Here is a 19,193-nt window from a genome sequence, read left to right as displayed (position 1 = left end):
AGAGGCTACTCCAATCAGCCCTGCTTTATTGCCCAGCTTAGCTGGAATGATCTGCGTATGTTTAAAGTTATCCTACTTACAAGCCATTCTTGCTCCTTAATACCGTCACCAACGATCAACTGCAGGAGGATCTAAAAAATGAGTCAGCGTTGCAATTCCTCTAGATACTTAAAGCACTGAGTTTTGCAACAAAGAAATATCTCTCCATTTATTTGCTAAAATGCTTATTGAAGAGCTTGTTTATCCATTTTTCAAATGAGATCACAGTTTCAGTTGATATACTTCCGAGTATTAAATCGGGTCTCAAGGCCTAGCTATCATTCTCAATGCTCTCAGCATATGTTACTCCACTAATAGATGTTGCTCTGAACCGAGTGTAATGTCATATCTTTTTTGAATACCAAGATCCTTCACTAATTTTGCTGTCAATCCTTCAGTTATAGTTGACCTTGGAAGATTCTCAACTGGGCAAATCAGAAAATTGATGTTCGGTGAAAATAAAGTCTTAGACTGCCGCTGTTGTTGTTCAATTATCGTTTCCCGCTAGTTTAGTCAAGGATTTCCGATTTGATATCATTTTGAATTAAAAATTTCATTAAATCATCACTCAGTTGCACAATCTCATTGTTAGCATTATTCGCATAATCCGGCAACATCATATCCTTAACCATTTTAGTTCGTAGCCATGTCATAAAGAAAAGATCCAAAAATATGTTTGGAAATTTAAGCACCATTCTCAGCATTGGTGGATCTATTGAAACGCCAGCTTTTTGTATTGCCCTTAGATGCGCTTTTAAAGTGACTGTTATTTGGCGTGCCGTCTTTCTGATTTTGGCTGTTTTTTTGTCAATGATCTTATTCTCAGAATGCAAAAAGCTTAACATGGCAATGTCTGATACGGAATGTGTGATTAGATATGCTTGCATATCCTTTTTAATAACGTAAGGAAGCTTTGCTGTTTTAAATAATTTAGCGAGGTTTTCTATGCGTTCTGTCACTACACCATTAATTTCTCCAAATGCAGTTGCCGCTATAAACTTTGGTAGAAATCGAGCATGCAATACTCCATCTTTAATCTGTCCGCCGAAGCCTGGAAAAGCGGGTAAAAGTCTATCCCCTACGATATCCAGCCACGAAGAAAATCCAATTGAATTACTAGTCATCGTAACTATATTTTTGCTTTGATTATCTTTTAGCGCTAACAACGCTGATTCGGACCGATCATAACGAACGGTAACGAAAATAAAACCGTATATATCGTCATTTGCGAGCGTATCAATGACATTCACTTGTACCGATCTAACTGTACCTTTTTCTTTATATTGCAGGCCATTTTCTCTTAATGATTTAAATCTATTCGAATGTGCAAACAGGGTAACGTCAAACCCTGCTTCAATAAACTTAATTGCGTACATACTCCCGATGACACCTGCACCAAAAATTAATATTCTATCTTGTTTTGCTGACATTTAAGCCACCCCTACTTTTTAACATTTACTTTTTGATTATCCGACAACATGTTGTATGATGTGATTGTAAATCTTTATTATTCCTTGATCAACCATCAGATTTTTATGATTTGTCGGATGATATTCTTATTCGCTAGTAGGAGGAAAACATGAAAAAGCAACCCCAAATAACGGAGAAAACAAGACAACAGTTTGTAGAAGTTTTTTGTGAGTTATATAGCCAAAAGCCGATTGAGAAAATTTCGGTTCAGGAAATTGCGAATAAGTCAGGATATAACCGCAGCACCTTTTATCAATACTTTACTGACATTTACGAATTGTTAGACTCTGTTGAAAATGACTTATTCAATGAAATGAAGAAAGAAATGGCGAATAAAGAGCTGTCAGTGCATACAGTTCAAGATACGCTCCATTGTCTGGATAACAGGGAACACCTCCTGGTTCTCAATGCCCTTTTGGGTGATTATGGAAGTGCCCGCTTTTTAAAACGCTTAAAACAAGAAATTACTTTGAATCAATTAGAATTAAACGTCCCGCAAAACCATTCCTTAACGCCATACTTCATTGAGTTTTACCTGACAACTTCTCTTTCTTTATTTCGTCTTTGGATCCAGCGTCAAAAGGATTTATCGTCAGAAGAATTTTTCAAGTTAATGGAGAACCTATATTCAAGAGGAATTACGCCCTATTCTAAAGAATGAGTCTGTCATTCAAACCAAATCCATATGTTGTATAACAATAAAAAAGTGTGCATAAGTTGTTTACACAATATACTCCATAAAGACTGACCTAACCTACTCTTAAAGGGCCGCATTCTGTAAATACAGACTTCTCCAAGTTTTTTCTTCAGAGAAATTGTCTCTTTTTGTGCTACAGTCCTCTGTGCTGTCTGTAACGGCAAGTTAAAAGCCATCCTTCGCCAGATGGCCCTGATTTTGATCTCGCTTTAGGAGGTGAAGGTGTGTATGGCTAAATATAAAGTTAATAGAAATTCGAACTTTTTAATACGGCACCTAGATTGTGATAGCGCTCATAACTATTCATCTTTCCCTTATCAAATATATACGATTAAAGTACCTTCCTCGGAAGGGCCATGCCAATGAGGGATGATGCGGAGGGTCAACAGAAGCACGGGCAGCAAAAACATATTGAGACGATGCCGTTGTTCTCCACCATGGACAGGAACGGAAGGATGACTATGCTCCGGCCGGGACGTCGTGTCGGACTTGCGGCTCCGATACTGCCGTGGCTGCTCACAGCTGCTACACTGTGGGCAATGACAGGCTCCGTGCCGTTCGGAGCACTGCTCGGTCTGGCGCCGACACCCGCGATCAGCATTTTCCTCGGTCATCCGGTCGCGGTGAGCATTGCCGTGGTGCTGCTGTTTGTCGCGATCGGTGCAACCTGTGGAGTGTACTCGCGAGCGGTCGAGCAGTTCGGACAGACCAGGGTCGCCGGCCTTTTCGCGACACTCGCGATCGCAGGAGGGCTAGTTACAAGTGCGGGAGTCCTACTGCTCTGGACGCTGAAAAGCAATCCATCACGCCCTTTCGACCTCGCATCCATAGCGACGTCGCCGACAATCCCGCCAGAGCTCGGCGCCGTGGTCGGAGCTGGCTTCGCTCTTATAGCGGCTATCGTGCTCCTTCAGTTACCCGGCTCAATCGCCCACGCCGCGCGACGTCAGGCGGACATCCAGCTTCTCCGCTTGCAGGGTTCCTCATTCGCAGGGACATTGACTGCCGTAAACTTCACAAACCGATGGCTCTTCAATTTCCCGATGTTCACGGTCGAGGTAAGCTATATCGTCAACGATGCTCCTATTATCATCTCAGCGCACATGCGCACCAGCGCCGACCGCGTTCCCGTCGTTGGCTCGCGCATACTCGTGCTGACCGATGTTCGCGGCACCACCCATGTGGAGCTGGACTTGTCCAATGGAGTGGTATTCGAGCCAGACGTAACGAAGTACGCCGCACCGGACTATTGATTTTGCTCTTCTGATGCACCCTTAGTCCGCGTGGCCCACATTAAAACTCCAATTTTTTGGCCTCACTTGTGGTACGGCTCAGCTTAAGTTCTTGATACAATTTCTTGTCCTTAGCTTGGGACATGAACTTGGTTACTTAAAACAAAAAAGCCGCTATAATAGCGACTATAAATGGAACAAAGTGCTTGTACCGCGACACCATTCATTCTTTACTTTTTTCTACTACTCTTCTTTTTTCTGAAGAAATCGAACTTGATCACATAATCAAAAAGAGACGTAATTACAACAACTCCAAGTGGAAACAATGAATAAACCCAAAACGGATTATTTGGAGCTTCACCGGGGGGGGCATCAGTTAAAAAAACATAAAGGACAACACAATAAATTATGGCCACTACAATACCTGTTACGTTTCTATTTTTCATACCTGCTCTCCACCTCTTGTTCACAGAAAATTTAAAGTATTGTATGAATATTAAAACCCATATCTGGAATAATTACCTGTATTTAATATTCTATAATATGGATTGTATAAATACTAGTTTCTGTGAACCCAGGCCTTCGTATCCATTTCGTACCACATTAACCTTTAACCACTGATCAAACAGCATCAAGGTTAAATTAAACATAAACTAATATTTATACATTAACTCATTATAATATGGGTCCATTCTCCCGTTACAAACCTAGCATTGACTGCTTTTTCCAGACTAATAGGTGTCTTACCATTTTTATCATCTTTCTATGCTTGAAGCCCAATTTTCAAAGTAAATTAGTATCTCTTCTAGATTCATTGCTCCTCCTGCACCATGAAATACTCCATCCCTCACAATACAGTAAAACCAATCTTGATCATTTCTCTCTTCTTCAATTGACTCAAATGGTACATTTTCTAAATAAGTATCTGTCAAGTTGATTTCAACAGACCAACCGGGATTATCTACTGTATCAATTTTCACACCATATGAATGTTCCCAATCCCCATAACAGTTTTCATAATACCAGTTCTGAACCCATGTTAATGTATTCATCATCTATACCTCTTCTTTGAAATTTCATAGCTGGCCTAACTCCCCCATGTTAAGATTCACTATTAACATGGGGTATTGGCAGATTCTATTTTGTTATTTATTAATGGGACCTTTTTCTTTTCCATCAAGACGTTGTACCTTATCAAATCTATTGTATTTCTTTTTTATAGAAAGAAGAGTTATACCATATGATTGGAACACTTACCAAATAAAAAATTTTCCAAATATCTCATTCCTAGAATACTTATTGATTTCCAGGTGAAAAATCCGATTTCAATGGAGATTACATTGCTTGAAGATTTTTGCTATGCTGAATTCAAACATTTAGATATGGGAGACGGAGCATTGATGCCTAAGATACTGATCGTGGACGATGAAGCAGATCTTCGAAAGTTGCTGACTGATTACTTTGAAATAAATGGATATTCCGTCATGACGGCCAAGGACAGCCGGGAGGCGCTGCGGAAAGTGGAACAACAACCCGATCTCGTTTTGCTAGATATCAACATGCCTGAGCAGAACGGTCTTCAATTGTGCGAGAAAATTCGTGGCTTCGTCTCTTGCCCGATCTTATTTTTAACGGCTCGAATCGAAGATGCAGATAAAATAGCCGGATTTCGGGCCGGAGGCGATGACTATATCCTGAAACCTTTCAGTATTCACGAACTGGGGGCCAGGGTCGAAGCGCATATGCGCAGAGAACAGCGAATCCAAAGCAAATCCTCGATAAGGTTTAACGAAGACTTGGTCATTGACTATACAGCCCGGGAACTCTACTACCGGGAGAAGCGAATTCCTCTGGCCAAAAAAGAGTTCGACATTATCGAATTGCTGTCTACGCATCCCGGCATGGTGTTCGAAAAAGAACGCATGTACGAAGCTATTTGGGGCATGGACAATCAAGGCGACAGCAGCGTGATCGCGGAGCATATCCGGCGTATTCGCTCCAAATTAAAGGAATACAGTTGCGATAACCGAATCGAAACAGTTTGGGGAGTCGGATACAAATGGCCAAGCTCATGAATAGGCTGCCGCTTAAGCGATTTAGCTTATTGCAATCTTTTATCCTGTTGTGTGTGGTCACGCTCATTGCTGTGCTGGTCGTCATAACCATTGAGTTCTCCTGGGCAGAGAACCTGCGGCTGCGTTTTGGAGAAACGGATTGGGTGCTTCCCTCCCTTGTCGTGGCTGTGCTGCTAACCGTGGCAACAGGGATTGTCACCATGGCAGTTCTATTTTACAGATGGAAACTAAAACGTCCGCTGGAGCTATTAAAGCAAGCATCCGAAAGCATTTCGGCCAACGATCTAAGCTTCAAAATCTCCTATGACAGCCGGGACGAGATGGGCGAGTTGATCGCGGCATTTGAAAACATGCGCTCACAGTTGGAGAAAAACGTAAAGACGCTCTGGCGTTCGGTTGAGGAGCGGAAGCAGCTCAATGCGATTTTTGCCCATGATCTGAGAACCCCCCTGTCGGTGTTAAAAGGAAACGCTGAGTTTCTCGCCACTTATCTGCCCGAGAAGAAGTTATCGGAAGAAAAGGTGTTGGACCTGATCCATACCATGAACCTTCACATCTTGCGTCTGGAGAGCTATGCCGAGGCCATGAACTCGATTCAGAGACTGGAGGATGTCCTGTTGAACTACAAGTCGATGGATACGATCTCACTGACGACTTTACTGGACAGCAGCGGCGAACAAATAGCAAGACAGTTCGGTATACGCTTCGTCTCTTCTTTGAAATATGATAATGCCTCAATACATGTGGATCCCTATCTTGTCATGCAGATTTTCGAAAATGTGGTCGCAAATGGAGTGAGATACGCATCCAGTCAAGTGAACGTTCGTTATGACCTTAAGGAAGACACGATGAAAATTACCGTTTCAGACGACGGTCCTGGTTTCTCGGACGAAGCCCTGGTTAAGGCTGTACTCCCTTTTTACCGTGGCGAAGTGTGGGATTCGTCCGAACATCGCGGGTTGGGTCTTTACATTTGCAAGGTGTTTTGCGAAAAACACGAAGGAAGTCTCCAGGTCGCAAACGGACCTCACGGCGGCGGAAGCGTAACGGTAAGTATTGGGACCCAAGTTGATAAATAGTTGAAAATTATTTGATAGCATTTCCTTATCTTGAATTCAAGGAGTGTTATCATGTTAAAACTGAGAAAAAGAATGTATATCACCATCAGCTGTTTATTGTTGTTATTTACCATGTGGGGAACCCCCGTATCCGCCAATGCAGCCAGAGACAGGACAGAAGTCTTGCAGGAGATCGACGAATATATGAATCGGACCATGAAAGCCAATCACATTAAAGCTGCTTCACTGGCGATTGCCAATAACGATGAGGTCTTCTACGCAAAAGGCTACGGGACATTCGCGGATGGTCAAAGCGTTACGGGAGACGCCCCTTTTCCTATTGCTTCGTTAAGTAAGTCCTTTACCGCATTGGCCGTTCTGCAGCTGGCGGAAAAAGGCATGATTGATCTGGATGCGACTTACGCTTCCTATTTTCCAGAGCTTTCTCCTCAGGATCCCCGTGTTCTTGACATCACGATCCGTCATTTATTGAATCAGACCAGTGGTCTCAATGACAAAGTAAATCCCGATATGACGAGAAATCCGCAATTCCAATCGCTGAATGAGACGAATCGTTTATTAAACAAGGTTCAACTTGCCCATAACCCAGGAACAGCCTACAGCTACCATAATCCCAATTACGTATTGCTGGCGAACCTCGTGGAGAGCGTCAGCGGTGAGTTCTTTTCGGATTATCTGAAAAAACATATTTTTGAACCGTTAGGAATGAACCATACCTTTAGCGTCACCACGACGCAGCAAATAAATGATAATAAAACTATTCCGCTAGGACATTACTTGAGTTTGGGACGTTCCATAGGTCAATCGGAACCGCTTTGGTTCATTGATGGCCCCGCCGGCATTGTTTCAACTGCGGAGGACATGTCCCTATGGATGCTTGCCCAATATCACGGCAGCTTGCTTTCCCCTGCGTTGATGAAACAGTATCATAAACCCGGAGCCATCGGTCCGTACGGCATGGGCTGGCTTGCTGACCAGGACGAGTCCGCCGGCCGAACGATCTCCCATAGCGGCATTTTCTGGACGTACAAGTCGGAAGAAATAGTTTATTTGGACGATCAGATGGGTATCGCGGTGATGTTTAATTCCGGATTAAACGCTTTTGTGAATTACTCGGCTTTTATCGATGGAATCGCGAATATAATGAGGGGTGAGAAGCCCACAATCTCTTTTCTGAACGGTAGAAATATGGAAACAATCATGATTGCGCTGATCCTGGCTACCTTACTATGGGGCGTGCATGCCTATTTTCGCATCCGTAGAAGGAACAAACGTCTAACGTTCAGCAAATTGATTCTAATTACTGTCGGAAGGTTGATCCCGGTACTAGTTCTCTTGTCCCTATCCCCTCTGGTGACGTTTATCGGCGGAGGACGTGTGCTGCCTTGGTTCGGCATCTGGACTACCCTGTCGTCTCCAATCATATGGCTTGTTGTATGGTCGTTAGTCAATTTCTTGCATTTGGCTTGCTATTATTACATCTATTTGAGAACAAAAAGAACGGCTATGCATAGCCGTTTCAATTTCTCAAAATAAACAAAAGTGCTACTCCTCAAAATGATGAGGAATAGCACTTTTTATATACTTACCTTACTTCGTTTCTAATCACTTAATGTTAATGGAATGCCTCAAACATTTCAGCTTACTCTCGTACCGTCACATTTAATTTGGATGATCTGGTTTCCCCTGAAGAATTACGAAGTATAGCTTCATACTCATAGATTCCAGGTACCCTTCCAGAGATTGCGGTAACCGCAGACTGTGCACTAGGTGTACGGGATTGTAGTGATTGTGTGTCGATCAAAACACCATTTTCGTAAAGTTCGTATTCGGTTGCGTTCTTTCCCCACCACAGATTCATGGTGACATTATAGTTACCGTCTCCATCCCAGTTGTCATTCGACAGAACAGATTGCCCCGGGGAAGCATCCGTGACGATGACTGTCAGCGGAACACTCGTGGTCGTACCCAGTGCATTGATCAATTCACCGGTATAAATATAGGTACCATTTTTCTTTCCAGTTATATCAACTTTAACAGACTGGGCGGATGGGGATTGATCGACCAGAGAAATTTCCTTGATCAACTCACCATTCTCATACAATTTGAACTGATTGCCGTTATTGCCCCACCATAAATTCATCGTTACAGTATAGTCTCCGTCTTTGAGCCCTGTGTCGTAACCATTATTGTCAGATAACACCGGAGTGCCAGGGGCCCCGTTTGCTAGTGGGGTTGCCTGCTTGAGCCATTCTTCCCACTTAAGCAGCACATTTGCCTGCTCATCCGTAAATACGGTTCCTCTAGCTGCTTGAACGTCATTACCGTAGGCTGCAAGCAGTTGACGCGCCTTTGCTCCTTCATGATCGTTTGCTGCCTGGCTTGCTTGCTGTAAGGTGTTCGCAAGCTGATCAGCAAGAATACCGGCATTAGGATCTACCGATTCATCCGCAAAGGAATTGGTCAGATTGATCAGACTGTCGAACGTAGCAATAACCCCGAAACTATATTCTATCGTCTGTTCCCAGCCAGCCAAATCGGAGAGGGTTGCCGTAACCTGGTTCAGGCCGGGTTCAAGTGTATACGCCGGAGTGTCCAGGAGCACACCCGTCGGTTCTGCCACACCGGATACCGTATCGGAGGCTGTATAGCCAATTTCCACGTGCTGATCAATGGTGTACTCGGTTTGACCATGAATTTCAATGGTTGGAGGTACGAGATCAATGGATACAGACAAAGACTGTTCACTCTCTTTGTTACCGTCAACATCGACGCTCCAGTAGGTGATGGTATGTGTTCCTTCTTCAGTTAGGGTCAACTGCGTACCACTCACCGTTTCGCCACCATTGATTTGATAATAGGTCCCTTCGATTTCGGAATCTTCATCGGTTGCTGTGAAGGTTACTTGTACTGGAGTCGTATACCAGTCGTTCTGGGATTCTCCTTCCACATTTGCCGTAGTATGCGGGGCTTCCTGATCAGGTGACTCCCCTTCCAGCATGACAAAATCAGATAACGGTATATTCAAATCTTTCACAAGACGTGCCACGAGTTCGGCTACCTTGATTGCACCGTTCATCTGCAAATGCGTATTGTCCTCTGTTGTACCTACCCACATGAATATCGATTTGGTTCCTTCTGTGCCAAGCTCCTGGAAATGCTCCCAACTGGCCTGGTTCAGATCAATGATGAGTGTTTCCGTTTCCTGCGCCGTTTCTTTCATCGCCTGTACGTATTCCGGGAAGCTCTTGTTCAGTACCTCTCCGGTAAAATCACGACGGTTCACTGGTGTGACCAGAACCGGAATTGCACCTCTCTGCACAGCACCGTTAATGTATTCTTTCAAATATACTTTAAACTGCTCGGGTGTAAGATAACGCTCCGGACGTGACGGCGTGGAATCGTTATGAGACCACTGCATGAACAGATAATCGCCTTCATGAATGTCGAGCAAAATATCATTGAGATATCCGCCGACCAGGAAGGTTTTGCTGCTCAATCCTCCAACTGCCCGGTTATCAATGCTTACCTCATTCTGATCAAAATATCTTCCCAACGTTTCGCCCCAACCCGCTTGCGGACGATAATTCTCCGCGTAATTGGCCACGGTGGAATCACTAGCCAAATAAATTACAGGTTCATCGCTTGCGCTGTTATCTGGCAGGCGCTCCAGCTTCAGTGCATTGATCTTCGGTGCATTTCCGGTGAAGTCGAAATTAAAGACGCCATCGATCAGAGCAATGTCATACGTAATTTCTTTGAATTCTCCCTTGGCAATGGTTGTGAGCGGAAGCTTCGTCATCTGCTCTACAACGACATTCGCGCTGGTCGATTCTTGGGCATCCCCGATGGTCATCGTTACCCGGTAATTGGCCGGCTCCATTTCCACCAGGAAGGAGATGCCGTTTACCCGTGTGAAATCCTCCTTGAGCGCATCCCCGGTTTCCCGATTCTCATCTTTGGTTAGCGCAGTATCGGCAAAGCCATACCCATTACCTTCAATATACGCTCTTTTGGCATCTACCTTGGTGTATCCTTCGGCAGTGCCGCCGGAACCAAAATCAAATTTGTATTGGCTAATCTTTTCGCCCGGTTCACTTGTCAATGAATCTTTCGCCACAGTTAACATGTTAAACGCATGGTCAACTTGAGCTTGGGTGGCTTCCGTATTGAATATCGCTTCTGCAGCTGCCAAAGCCCGGTTCACCACTGCCTTCGATGCTTCTGTATATTCCGACAGATCAAGTGCTTTGATCTCATCGTACAGAGCGATTAAGGCAGCTTGATCGCCGCCCTCCGAAGGAAGCTCCGTGCCTTCAATTCGCACGTTGTCGATCTGCGTAGTCCAGTTCAACGTGCCTCCACCGCCTTTTCTCGTCCCTAGGAACCGAATGGCTCTGACGTTGTCCGCATATACACCGGAACTCAGCGGGATATCTTTGATCGTTTGTGTAACTGTCGGATCCGCCAGATTCGTCAATGTCAGATCCAGTGTTTTCTTGGCAAAATTAACGGTTGCATCCACATCGACCCACTGGTTCTTGGAAATCTCTGTAGCCGTTCCCCCTTCGGGTATGGCCGTATCGCCCGTACCGTAGTCCGGATTATATGCACCGACAAAATAATGAATTTTGGTGCTTCCGGTTTTCGTATACAGCGTGAAAAGGGCATTCTCGTTAGAATCCTGTACTGTGAGATGACCTTCTGACGGATAGGCACTCACATTACCGGATTGCCAGTCAAAGTTCACTTTCACCTGATCGCCGTTTACCGCATCGAACAGACGGAATACCTTGGCCCGATTGCCCGATCCTGCCCCCGTGACGGACAGTACCTTATTTCCAGACTGTTCAACGACCGTTCCGGTCATGGTTCCTGCAATACCAGTGGCATTAACCATCGCATACTGGTAGTCGGCAGCGTCGCCTTCAAAATCCTCCTCATATAGCTGGATTTCCGGCTCTGGTTCGGGTTCGGAAATATCCGGGTCGATGACCAGCGAAGAAATGCTCAGCTCCATGTCTTTGACCGCACCAGCAACGAGTCCGGCAATTTTCTTCGCACCATAGCTGCTGAAATGGGTATTATCGTTGATCCCATTCGGATATTTTGGATATTCACCCGGATTAGCATAAAGGAACACTTTCTCCGTAGCTGTATTACCAATTTTGTCGTAGTACGCAATACTTAACTTACTAAGATCAACTAGCGGCACGTCAAGCTCCTCTGCCACTTCTTTGGCAGCCTGCACGTATGCCGGGAAGCTGACGTTGAATTCCTGAGTCACCGTATTGAAATCTCTGCGTCCAACCGGAGTGAGTAATACCGGTGTAGCGCCGCGCTGTTTGGCACCGTTTACATAACGAGCCAAGTAAATCTTATAGTCCTCCGGTGATGCATACCGATCCGGTATCCCTACACTCGCGTCGTTATGACCAAAGGAAATGAAGAAGAAGTCCCCCGGTTTGATTCGCTGCAGGATCGTGTCCAGTCGGCCGTCTACCATAAACGATTTGCTGCTTCGGCCACCGATTGCATCATTCACGATGACTGCCCCATTCGAGAAATAACGTCCGAACTGCTGGCCCCACCCTTCTTGAGGAGCCTGCATTTCACTGTAAGATTGCATGGTTGAATCACCGGCCATATAGATCGTTGTTGCCGCACCGGCGACTTTCTCTGGATATTTCTCAATGAGGATATCCTGGATGTCTATGGCTGTACCGGTGAAGAGGAAATCGAGCTGCCCATCCACCAATGCAACATCATAGGAATACTCCAGCGGCGCTCCGGCTGCCACATTCGTTACGGCGAGCTTTTGCACAAATTCGGATTTGACCCCGACGTTTGAGTCATGCGTATCGTTGCCCAAACGTAGTGTAACCTTATAGTTGGCATTTGGCAGGTCAACAGCAAATGTCGTACCTGTCGCAACCGAAACCTCATTTGCTCCTACGGTAACACCGGTTGTATCCACGAACCCGTATCCTGGATTTTGCGCGTAGAGCGTATCCTGTATGTTCGTACTTCCCGACGCAGTCTCTGTTCCGAAATTAAAGCGATAGACCGGCTCTGGCATTTCTGCATCACGAGTCAGCGTCAGATCGGCTTTAGGGAATGCGGTAGCTTCCGCTCCAAGATAGAAGCCGGTATGAGGCGGCTGGTTGTAGGCTACATTTTGCCAGGCTACGCCAAGTCGATACACAGGGTCCTGCATCAGCGTTGGAATGCGATAGTCTGTAGGAATGGTCGTTGTATAGAGACGATACTCCGAACTATCTTCGCTTCGCAGCAGAATTTCCTCACGCCAGTCGCCCAGAATGTCCGCCTGAAGCGCCGGATTTCCTTTGGTATGGTTGTTTGTTAACGTACCGGTCGCCCGGAAGATTTCATTTAGCTTTTTGTTTTCGTAATCCCATTTATAAATGAGCGGGATACCTTTGGCTGTACTGTTATCCCACTCATGGTCAAACAGCTCACGCTGAAGATCTCCGTCCCACCAGATGGCGAAATTGGCGGTTTCGGGCCCTTCGCCCACCGTGTAGATAGCCTCTCCGGCAGCCGAATAGGTATTGGTTACGGGAACGCTCTGCCCGTTGGTAATGGTTGTGGCCCATGATTCGTATCCCGGATAGTTCGGATCAATATCCGCCGACATCCCGCGACCGGTGTCAAAACCTGTTTTCTCCCCCCAGAGGATTTCACCTGTTGCCGCATCGCGCATCTCCAGTCCGTATGCAGCATCTGAATGCTCATGCACGCTTACCATCTGATAGCCCTCTCGGTTTGGATCGAGCTGACCGGCGTGCATGGCATCGCCGTGGCCGAGTCCGGTGCTATACAGCAAGCTACCGTCATCGTCTATGGCTAGAGCGCCAAACATGATTTCGTCCTTGCCGTCATTGTCGACATCCAACACACTTAGATTATGATTGCCCTGTCCTTCATATTGTTTTCCTGCTTCGTTTGTGTCGAAAGTCCAGCGCTTTACGAGTTCTCCACCAACATAATCATAAGCAACAAGCACAGTGCGGGTATAATAACCCCGGCTCATCACAACACTTGGCTTCGTGCCATCCAGATAAGCTATGGCACCAAGGAACCGATCTACACGGTTGCCATAGCCGTCACCCCAATCACTGACGTTGCCTCTTGGCGGATCATAATTGACGGTGGATACGGCCGCGCCGGTCTCACCGTCAAACAGTGTGAGATACTCAGGCCCTGACAGTATGTATCCACTCTCGTTACGGTAATCTTTCGTGCCGTCGCCAATGACCGTGCCTTGGCCGTCCTTCGTGCCGTCCGCCGTCTTGACCACAACTTCGGCCTTTCCGTTGCCATCAAGGTCATACACCATTAATTGTGTGTAGTGCGCTCCGGCACGGATGTTAACTCCCAGGTCAATCCTCCACAGCTTCGTACCGTCCATTTTGATGGCATCGATATACACATTGCCGGTATAACCTGCCTGCGAATTGTCCTTGGAATTGCTCGGACTCCACAGAAAGACGATTTCATATTCGCCGTCGCCGTCCAAGTCAGCTACAGATGCGTCACCTGCATAATACGTATAGGTTCCACCGTCTTTGGTCCGACCGTCAGCCGGTTTATCCAGCGGAATAGGCAAATAATCATTATGCCAGACCGATACAACCTCCGGCAGCATTTGCTCCTTTCCCGCAACGATAGTGGATATTTGGTACTGCGAGCTGTCGAAACCAGTGGTGTCCACATAGTTCGTCACGTCGCTTATGGGCGATGCGTTCACTTTGGTTCCGTTTTTATATATATTGAAAGAGATATCATCAGGATCATTATTTAAATACCTCCAGCTTAAAAAAACACCATTGTCTACAAGAACCGCAACCAGACCCCGGTTAAGATATTCTCCTTGGCGACCCGGTAGGCTACTGCTACTTGGTGACTCTGCACGCACCGGCGCCGGGGGTATGACCAGTGAGATAACCATAAGGAGCGCTAATAAAGATACAAATATCGATTTCTGCATGGAAACAGTTCTTCGGTTCATCGGATTAAGTCCTCCTTATCGAAAAAATCATTTTAGAATCACAAGTTCGATCTGCTCTTCTGGTTGTCAAATGAACGCAAACTACAGTCACCCCCTTTTTTTATGTTACCGCTTACATTTATCTTACAGCTCTAAAAAAAGACAGACAATCTAAAAAATGTGACGTATTATATAATATAATTGACTTTTTTAGGCAGGGGATGAAAGTATGGTTCATACGGTCTCTTATGCTTTTCGTAATGACGATACATCAATCATGACACTTGACTCTATTGGATGGCAGATCGTCTCAAGCGAGGAATATCGTTGTCCAAGTGACAATAGACCGGACCCGGGGCATGTTGTTTTTCAATACACGCTTAATGGTCAGGGTTATCTGGATATTGAAAATCAAACGATTCCTTTACCGAAGGGACATGCACTACTTGTTAAAATCTCCGGAGAACATTGCTATTACTATAAACAAGAGAACAACGAACCATGGGAGTTTATATGGATAAACATTCGAGGGGATGAAGCCAACCGAATTTGGGATATGATCCACGAAAATGAGGGACATGTCATTCGACGAAACGCGGACTCCCCTTTGATTCAAGAGTTATGGCAAATTATCCATTTGATTCATCAAGAGAAAGTTACGGACAAGTATCGCTTGTCCGAGCAAATCTATCGGTGGTTGCTTATCCTAGTGCAGACAAGTCGGGATGCGGAGAAGGATATCGGGGCCCTTTCAATAACAACGATCGAGAAATGTAAAAAATTCATCCGAGAGAATTATGCAGCTCCATTGACGCTGGATCTGCTGGCCAGCCACTGCGATATCAATAAACACTATTTGTGCAGATTATTCCAGAAATCTGAGAAAACATCACCGCTAGCCTATCTCAAGGACAGACGCATTGAGGTTGCAATCCGACTACTCCGTACAACGGAACTCCCGATTTCCCAAATTGGCCAACAATGCGGTTTTGAGAGTCCCAGCTATTTCGGCAAAGTTTTTCGGCAATATATGTCCATGTCGCCTAAAGAGTATCGCATGAATAAGTTAGAGTTTCCTTACGAGGCCATTTATTATGAATAGCCAAATCCGCTATTTGCGAGGAAGCTTTCAAGCTCTTCACGTTTAATCTTCGGCCTCAAATTGCCAACATGTTCTTATCATTGGATTTAGACATGCGGTTTTCAGTTGTACCGATAATGTAAAAAAAAGCCGCTAAAATAGCGACTTTCAATGTAATAATGTTTTTGTACCTCGACATTAAAGATTCAATTTTAAACAAGTTTATCAACCGACTTTTGCAGCTTTATTTTCTCTTCATCTGGGTTGATCATAACGAACATTTCGATTTTCTGAGATTAAGAGAAATCACGGATTAAATTGCTTCTTTATTACGTTCATCATGAAGCGCAATTCCATTGAGATACCGACTGGTTCTCCACTCTGCCTGTAACGGCAAGTTTAAGGCCGTGTTCGTATCACACGAATTCAATTAACTTCCTATCTATTTCTGCGATATCACCAATCTCTGATATACCATCCCAAAGGATAATTGAAGAAGCTTCATCGTTTTCAACAAAATCATCAAGTTGGTACAGTTCACCCACAAACAGAGCTCCATACTCTGTCCGTTCAGGTCCATGAAAACTGGGCTGAAGTCTAAATTTCATTAAACCTTTGAATTCAACCGTATCAATATTTTGATTGGTTTCCTCAAATAATTCTCTAATTACACATTGTTGAGCATTCTCTCCAGCTTCAATAATACCTCCCGGCAGCTCCCAATTCTTTCTCCACTTATTATGCATGAAGAGATACTTTCCTTGGAACTTCGCCACGATTAGAGCATGTGTTAGTGAAGCATCCAGTGTAATTGTTGTGACCTTATCATACTCAATATTAATAAATTCCAAAAAAATATTACCTCTTGAATCTGTCATGATTGCCATTTTTACTCCTCCATTTCTTTTGTACCAAAAATAAAAAACGCGCTAGACCTAAGTCCTGCGCGTTACATATCGCAGGATGGTAAGCGCGAATAGCGTTAACCCATCCCCAATTTTTAAAAGGATGGATTAACGCTTTCCATGATGGTGTGATTGTTTTAATTCTAAAGTTAACATCGTCTATTCTCCTAATCATCAATGTATGGAAATAATACCCACTATTATGCACTAGAGTCAAGTATATATTTTGCTTCATTCACTATAACGTACCCGCCTGATAGCTTATTGAGGATTATCTCCCGTTAGCGTAACAGGCATTAACTTTTAATATCTTTATTAGGCTTTATGTTTTGTCTGTATCGAATTATGGCTAGAGGTAGATTAACTATTCCACAGATAAAAGAAGAGACAATAGATATCCATTGAGGTATTGTAGGATAATTCGGTTTCCCGTCTCCGACAGGTCCTATTTTGGGTTGGTGGCTATCCCACAAACCATATAAGAGACCAACAGCAGGTGTCAATATACAAATTACACTTGCAACGATATGTAACACATACTTGTTCAATCTAGCCCCTGCCTTTAATTGAATGAAAGCAGCCAATCATCGTTAGCTCGGGACACGAACTTGTACCGATAAAATAAAAAAAAGCCGCTAAAATAGCGACTTTCAATGGGACAATGTTCTTGTAATCATTTCAATCAGAGAGCTGTAATTAAAGCAACTTAATCAGCCCTTCAAGCTCATCAACCAAAACTTTGGCAAGTTCAAAATTAGTATCTTTTAAAGCCAATTCGATTTTCATCTCAACAGACTTTTTCTTTTGTTCATTTTCTAGATAGTCTTCATCAAAATGACTCGCATAAATCATCTCTCTAAATTCTTGTATACTCATTTTGCTAATCGTCTTGTCCTCAATAATTAAAACATAATCCATACCATTTACAACAGAATAGAAATCATGAGAAATCATGAGAATCGCACCTTTGTAGTCTTCAATGGCTTTCTCCAATGCGATTTGTGTATATATGTCCAAATGGCTTGTCGGTTCATCTAGGAGCAATACGCTGGCTTGACTGGCAGAAACTTTAGCCAATTGAAGCATGTTTTTTTCTCCGCCAGATAACGATTCAATCTTTTGATCAAGGATTTCTCCTTCAAAGCCATAGTTTGGAAGATACGATCTAATCTCATCATACGTTTGAAACCCAGCATCTATGAATTCATTTAGTATGGTATTCGAATCTTTTAGCATTTCGCCTTGAACCTGAGATAAATAAGCCACGTTAACATCAGCATTGATTTCAATGGAATCCTGATTGTTTTTAAAGATTTCTCGGAGTAAAGTCGTTTTCCCGGTTCCATTTGGACCAATCAGGGCTACTTTATCTGTCGATTTGATCTCAAAGTTCACATTTTCCAAAAGCAGCTCATCAAAGGAAACGCTATAATTATTGACTTTAACCACAACAGCTTCTTCCATTTCCTTATCGATACCAAAACTGATATTCGGCTGTTTGATATCGACAAAGGGCTCTTTTATTCGACGTGCTTCCAATCTCTCTTGAAACTTGACTCTGGCTTTTAACGCTCTGCCTCTGGAGGCTTCCGAATTATACGTGGCGATCTCTCTAAGATTGTCGATGATGTGATCGTATCTCTCAATTTCTTCAGCTTCAGCAACCGCGATTTCTTGCAGCTCGACCTTAGTCTGAAGCAGCGAGAAGTTATAATCGATAAATCGCCCGTCAAACTCCTGAATCTCTGTGTTTTCAAGGTGTATGATTTTGTTGAAACAATGATTCAACAGATACCGGTTGTGCGTAACAACCAGCAGCATTCCCTTGTGGGAATTAATAAGCTTTTTAAGTGCGTTCAGATTTTCAAAGTCTAAAAATACATCGGGTTCGTCCATAATCATTAAGTCTGGACGATTCAGCATTTCCTTCATCACTTGAATAAGTTTGAATTCCCCGCCGCTTATGGCGGATATACTAAGATCTTTGAGCTTCATGAGGTTGGCAAGGTTTAACTGTTTATTGATGTTTTTTTCGAAATTATCCCCATCCATCGCCTCGAAGGCATCCAAAGCCAATTGAACCTTTTCCATCAGGGAATCCATATCCGATGTGGTGGCCATCTCCGCATAAATCGCTGTAATTTCATCTTGTATCTTGATGAATTCTTCTGCGATATATTCAAAAACGGTCATTTCTTTCGTTTTGTCTACTTGTAAAAACTGACTCACATACCCGATTCTGCAATCGGGGTCTATCTCTAACTTGCCCTCGAACAAATATCGTTCCGGATCCATCAGGATATCGATCAGTGTACTTTTCCCACTGCCGCTTGTTCCGATAAAAGCACAATGTTGTGCCTCTTCAAACGTAAATGAAATGTTTTTATATAGTTCCTTTTGTGGAAATGAGAAGGATAAGTTTTCAACTTTTATCATAGTGTTACCTTTCTTTATAACTAAATTGGTGGCTAGTATTGAATATATTGTCGAACACAGACTTTTAGAGTAACACTGTTTACCACCAAGTACAATCGATTTTTAGCCCTTACCCGCACTTCGAAGTTCTAATACTTTCTATAGATTGATGACTTGTTGGACGATTTT

Annotated in this window: 12 protein-coding genes; 6 read left to right on the top strand and 6 right to left on the bottom strand. The window is 43.9% G+C overall.

Annotated features, from left to right (window positions below; all coding sequences use genetic code 11):
• Nucleotides 1-548 precede the first annotated feature (548 nt).
• Nucleotides 549-1,469, bottom strand: coding sequence for a ketopantoate reductase family protein (locus MHB84_RS27060; RefSeq protein ID WP_076291307.1), 921 nt, complete (start codon nucleotides 1,467-1,469; stop codon nucleotides 549-551).
• A gap of 149 nt (nucleotides 1,470-1,618) precedes the next feature.
• Here MHB84_RS27060 and MHB84_RS27055 point away from each other — a divergent pair, with 149 nt between their 5' ends.
• Entirely contained in the window at nucleotides 1,619-2,170 is a 552-nt protein-coding gene (locus tag MHB84_RS27055) for a TetR/AcrR family transcriptional regulator (protein WP_076291308.1), read from the top strand.
• Between the two features lie 398 nt (nucleotides 2,171-2,568).
• On the top strand, nucleotides 2,569-3,459 hold the full coding sequence (locus MHB84_RS27050) for a hypothetical protein (protein WP_076291309.1): 891 nt from the start codon (nucleotides 2,569-2,571) through the stop codon (nucleotides 3,457-3,459).
• Nucleotides 3,460-3,668: 209 nt separating this feature from the next.
• Here the strand turns inward: MHB84_RS27050 and MHB84_RS27045 are convergent, their stop codons facing one another.
• Together MHB84_RS27045 and MHB84_RS27040 are read right to left on the bottom strand one after the other, a co-directional pair.
• Complete coding sequence (locus tag MHB84_RS27045) at nucleotides 3,669-3,884, bottom strand: hypothetical protein (protein ID WP_076291310.1); 216 nt, start codon at nucleotides 3,882-3,884, stop codon at nucleotides 3,669-3,671.
• A 309-nt stretch (nucleotides 3,885-4,193) separates the two neighbouring features.
• The gene (locus tag MHB84_RS27040; protein WP_076291311.1) at nucleotides 4,194-4,490 is read right to left on the bottom strand and encodes an immunity 53 family protein; all 297 of its coding nucleotides are present in this window, start codon (nucleotides 4,488-4,490) and stop codon (nucleotides 4,194-4,196) included.
• A 348-nt stretch (nucleotides 4,491-4,838) separates the two neighbouring features.
• Here MHB84_RS27040 and MHB84_RS27035 point away from each other — a divergent pair, with 348 nt between their 5' ends.
• Genes MHB84_RS27035 through MHB84_RS27025 form a run of 3 tightly spaced genes read left to right on the top strand, consistent with a single transcriptional unit; the run spans nucleotide 4,839 to nucleotide 8,128 of the window.
• The gene (locus tag MHB84_RS27035) at nucleotides 4,839-5,513 is read left to right on the top strand and encodes a response regulator transcription factor (protein WP_076291421.1); all 675 of its coding nucleotides are present in this window, start codon (nucleotides 4,839-4,841) and stop codon (nucleotides 5,511-5,513) included.
• Entirely contained in the window at nucleotides 5,498-6,592 is a 1,095-nt protein-coding gene (locus tag MHB84_RS27030) for a HAMP domain-containing sensor histidine kinase (RefSeq protein WP_076291312.1), read from the top strand. Before MHB84_RS27035 ends, MHB84_RS27030 begins: the two co-directional genes overlap by 16 nt.
• A gap of 51 nt (nucleotides 6,593-6,643) precedes the next feature.
• Nucleotides 6,644-8,128 (top strand): serine hydrolase domain-containing protein, encoded by a 1,485-nt coding sequence (locus tag MHB84_RS27025; protein ID WP_076291313.1) that lies wholly within the window; start codon nucleotides 6,644-6,646, stop codon nucleotides 8,126-8,128.
• 106 nt (nucleotides 8,129-8,234) lie between these two features.
• Here MHB84_RS27025 and MHB84_RS27020 read toward each other — a convergent pair whose 3' ends face one another.
• Entirely contained in the window at nucleotides 8,235-14,624 is a 6,390-nt protein-coding gene (locus MHB84_RS27020; RefSeq protein WP_076291314.1) for a rhamnogalacturonan lyase family protein, read from the bottom strand.
• A gap of 208 nt (nucleotides 14,625-14,832) precedes the next feature.
• Between MHB84_RS27020 and MHB84_RS27015 the strand changes: the two genes are divergently transcribed.
• Nucleotides 14,833-15,705, top strand: coding sequence for a helix-turn-helix transcriptional regulator (locus MHB84_RS27015; protein WP_076291315.1), 873 nt, complete (start codon nucleotides 14,833-14,835; stop codon nucleotides 15,703-15,705).
• A gap of 395 nt (nucleotides 15,706-16,100) precedes the next feature.
• Here MHB84_RS27015 and MHB84_RS27010 read toward each other — a convergent pair whose 3' ends face one another.
• Nucleotides 16,101-16,571 carry an NUDIX domain-containing protein gene (locus MHB84_RS27010; protein ID WP_076291316.1) on the bottom strand — a complete coding sequence of 157 codons (471 nt, stop codon included), beginning with the start codon at nucleotides 16,569-16,571 and terminating at the stop codon, nucleotides 16,101-16,103.
• Between the two features lie 714 nt (nucleotides 16,572-17,285).
• The gene (locus MHB84_RS27005) at nucleotides 17,286-19,025 is read right to left on the bottom strand and encodes an ABC-F family ATP-binding cassette domain-containing protein (protein WP_076291318.1); all 1,740 of its coding nucleotides are present in this window, start codon (nucleotides 19,023-19,025) and stop codon (nucleotides 17,286-17,288) included.
• Between the last annotated feature and the right edge of the window lie 168 nt (nucleotides 19,026-19,193).

Source organism: Paenibacillus sp. FSL F4-0087 (assembly GCF_038020215.1).
Lineage (GTDB): Bacteria > Bacillota > Bacilli > Paenibacillales > Paenibacillaceae > Paenibacillus > Paenibacillus taichungensis.
The sequence above is the reverse complement of the archived record's forward strand: the minus strand, read 5'-3'. Positions and strand labels throughout refer to the sequence as shown.

Bases quoted from the DNA above. Each gene is read 5' to 3' on its own strand.
- MHB84_RS27050 (WP_076291309.1), top strand. From the start codon at position 2,569: ATGAGGGATGATGCGGAGGGTCAACAGAAGCACGGGCAGCAAAAACAT.
- MHB84_RS27055 (WP_076291308.1), top strand. From the start codon at position 1,619: ATGAAAAAGCAACCCCAAATAACGGAGAAAACAAGACAACAGTTTGTA.
- MHB84_RS27040 (WP_076291311.1), bottom strand. From the start codon at position 4,490: ATGAATACATTAACATGGGTTCAGAACTGGTATTATGAAAACTGTTAT.
- MHB84_RS27045 (WP_076291310.1), bottom strand. From the start codon at position 3,884: ATGAAAAATAGAAACGTAACAGGTATTGTAGTGGCCATAATTTATTGT.
- MHB84_RS27020 (WP_076291314.1), bottom strand. From the start codon at position 14,624: ATGAACCGAAGAACTGTTTCCATGCAGAAATCGATATTTGTATCTTTA.
- MHB84_RS27060 (WP_076291307.1), bottom strand. From the start codon at position 1,469: ATGTCAGCAAAACAAGATAGAATATTAATTTTTGGTGCAGGTGTCATC.
- MHB84_RS27025 (WP_076291313.1), top strand. From the start codon at position 6,644: ATGTTAAAACTGAGAAAAAGAATGTATATCACCATCAGCTGTTTATTG.
- MHB84_RS27015 (WP_076291315.1), top strand. From the start codon at position 14,833: ATGGTTCATACGGTCTCTTATGCTTTTCGTAATGACGATACATCAATC.
- MHB84_RS27005 (WP_076291318.1), bottom strand. From the start codon at position 19,025: ATGATAAAAGTTGAAAACTTATCCTTCTCATTTCCACAAAAGGAACTA.
- MHB84_RS27030 (WP_076291312.1), top strand. From the start codon at position 5,498: ATGGCCAAGCTCATGAATAGGCTGCCGCTTAAGCGATTTAGCTTATTG.
- MHB84_RS27010 (WP_076291316.1), bottom strand. From the start codon at position 16,571: ATGGCAATCATGACAGATTCAAGAGGTAATATTTTTTTGGAATTTATT.
- MHB84_RS27035 (WP_076291421.1), top strand. From the start codon at position 4,839: ATGCCTAAGATACTGATCGTGGACGATGAAGCAGATCTTCGAAAGTTG.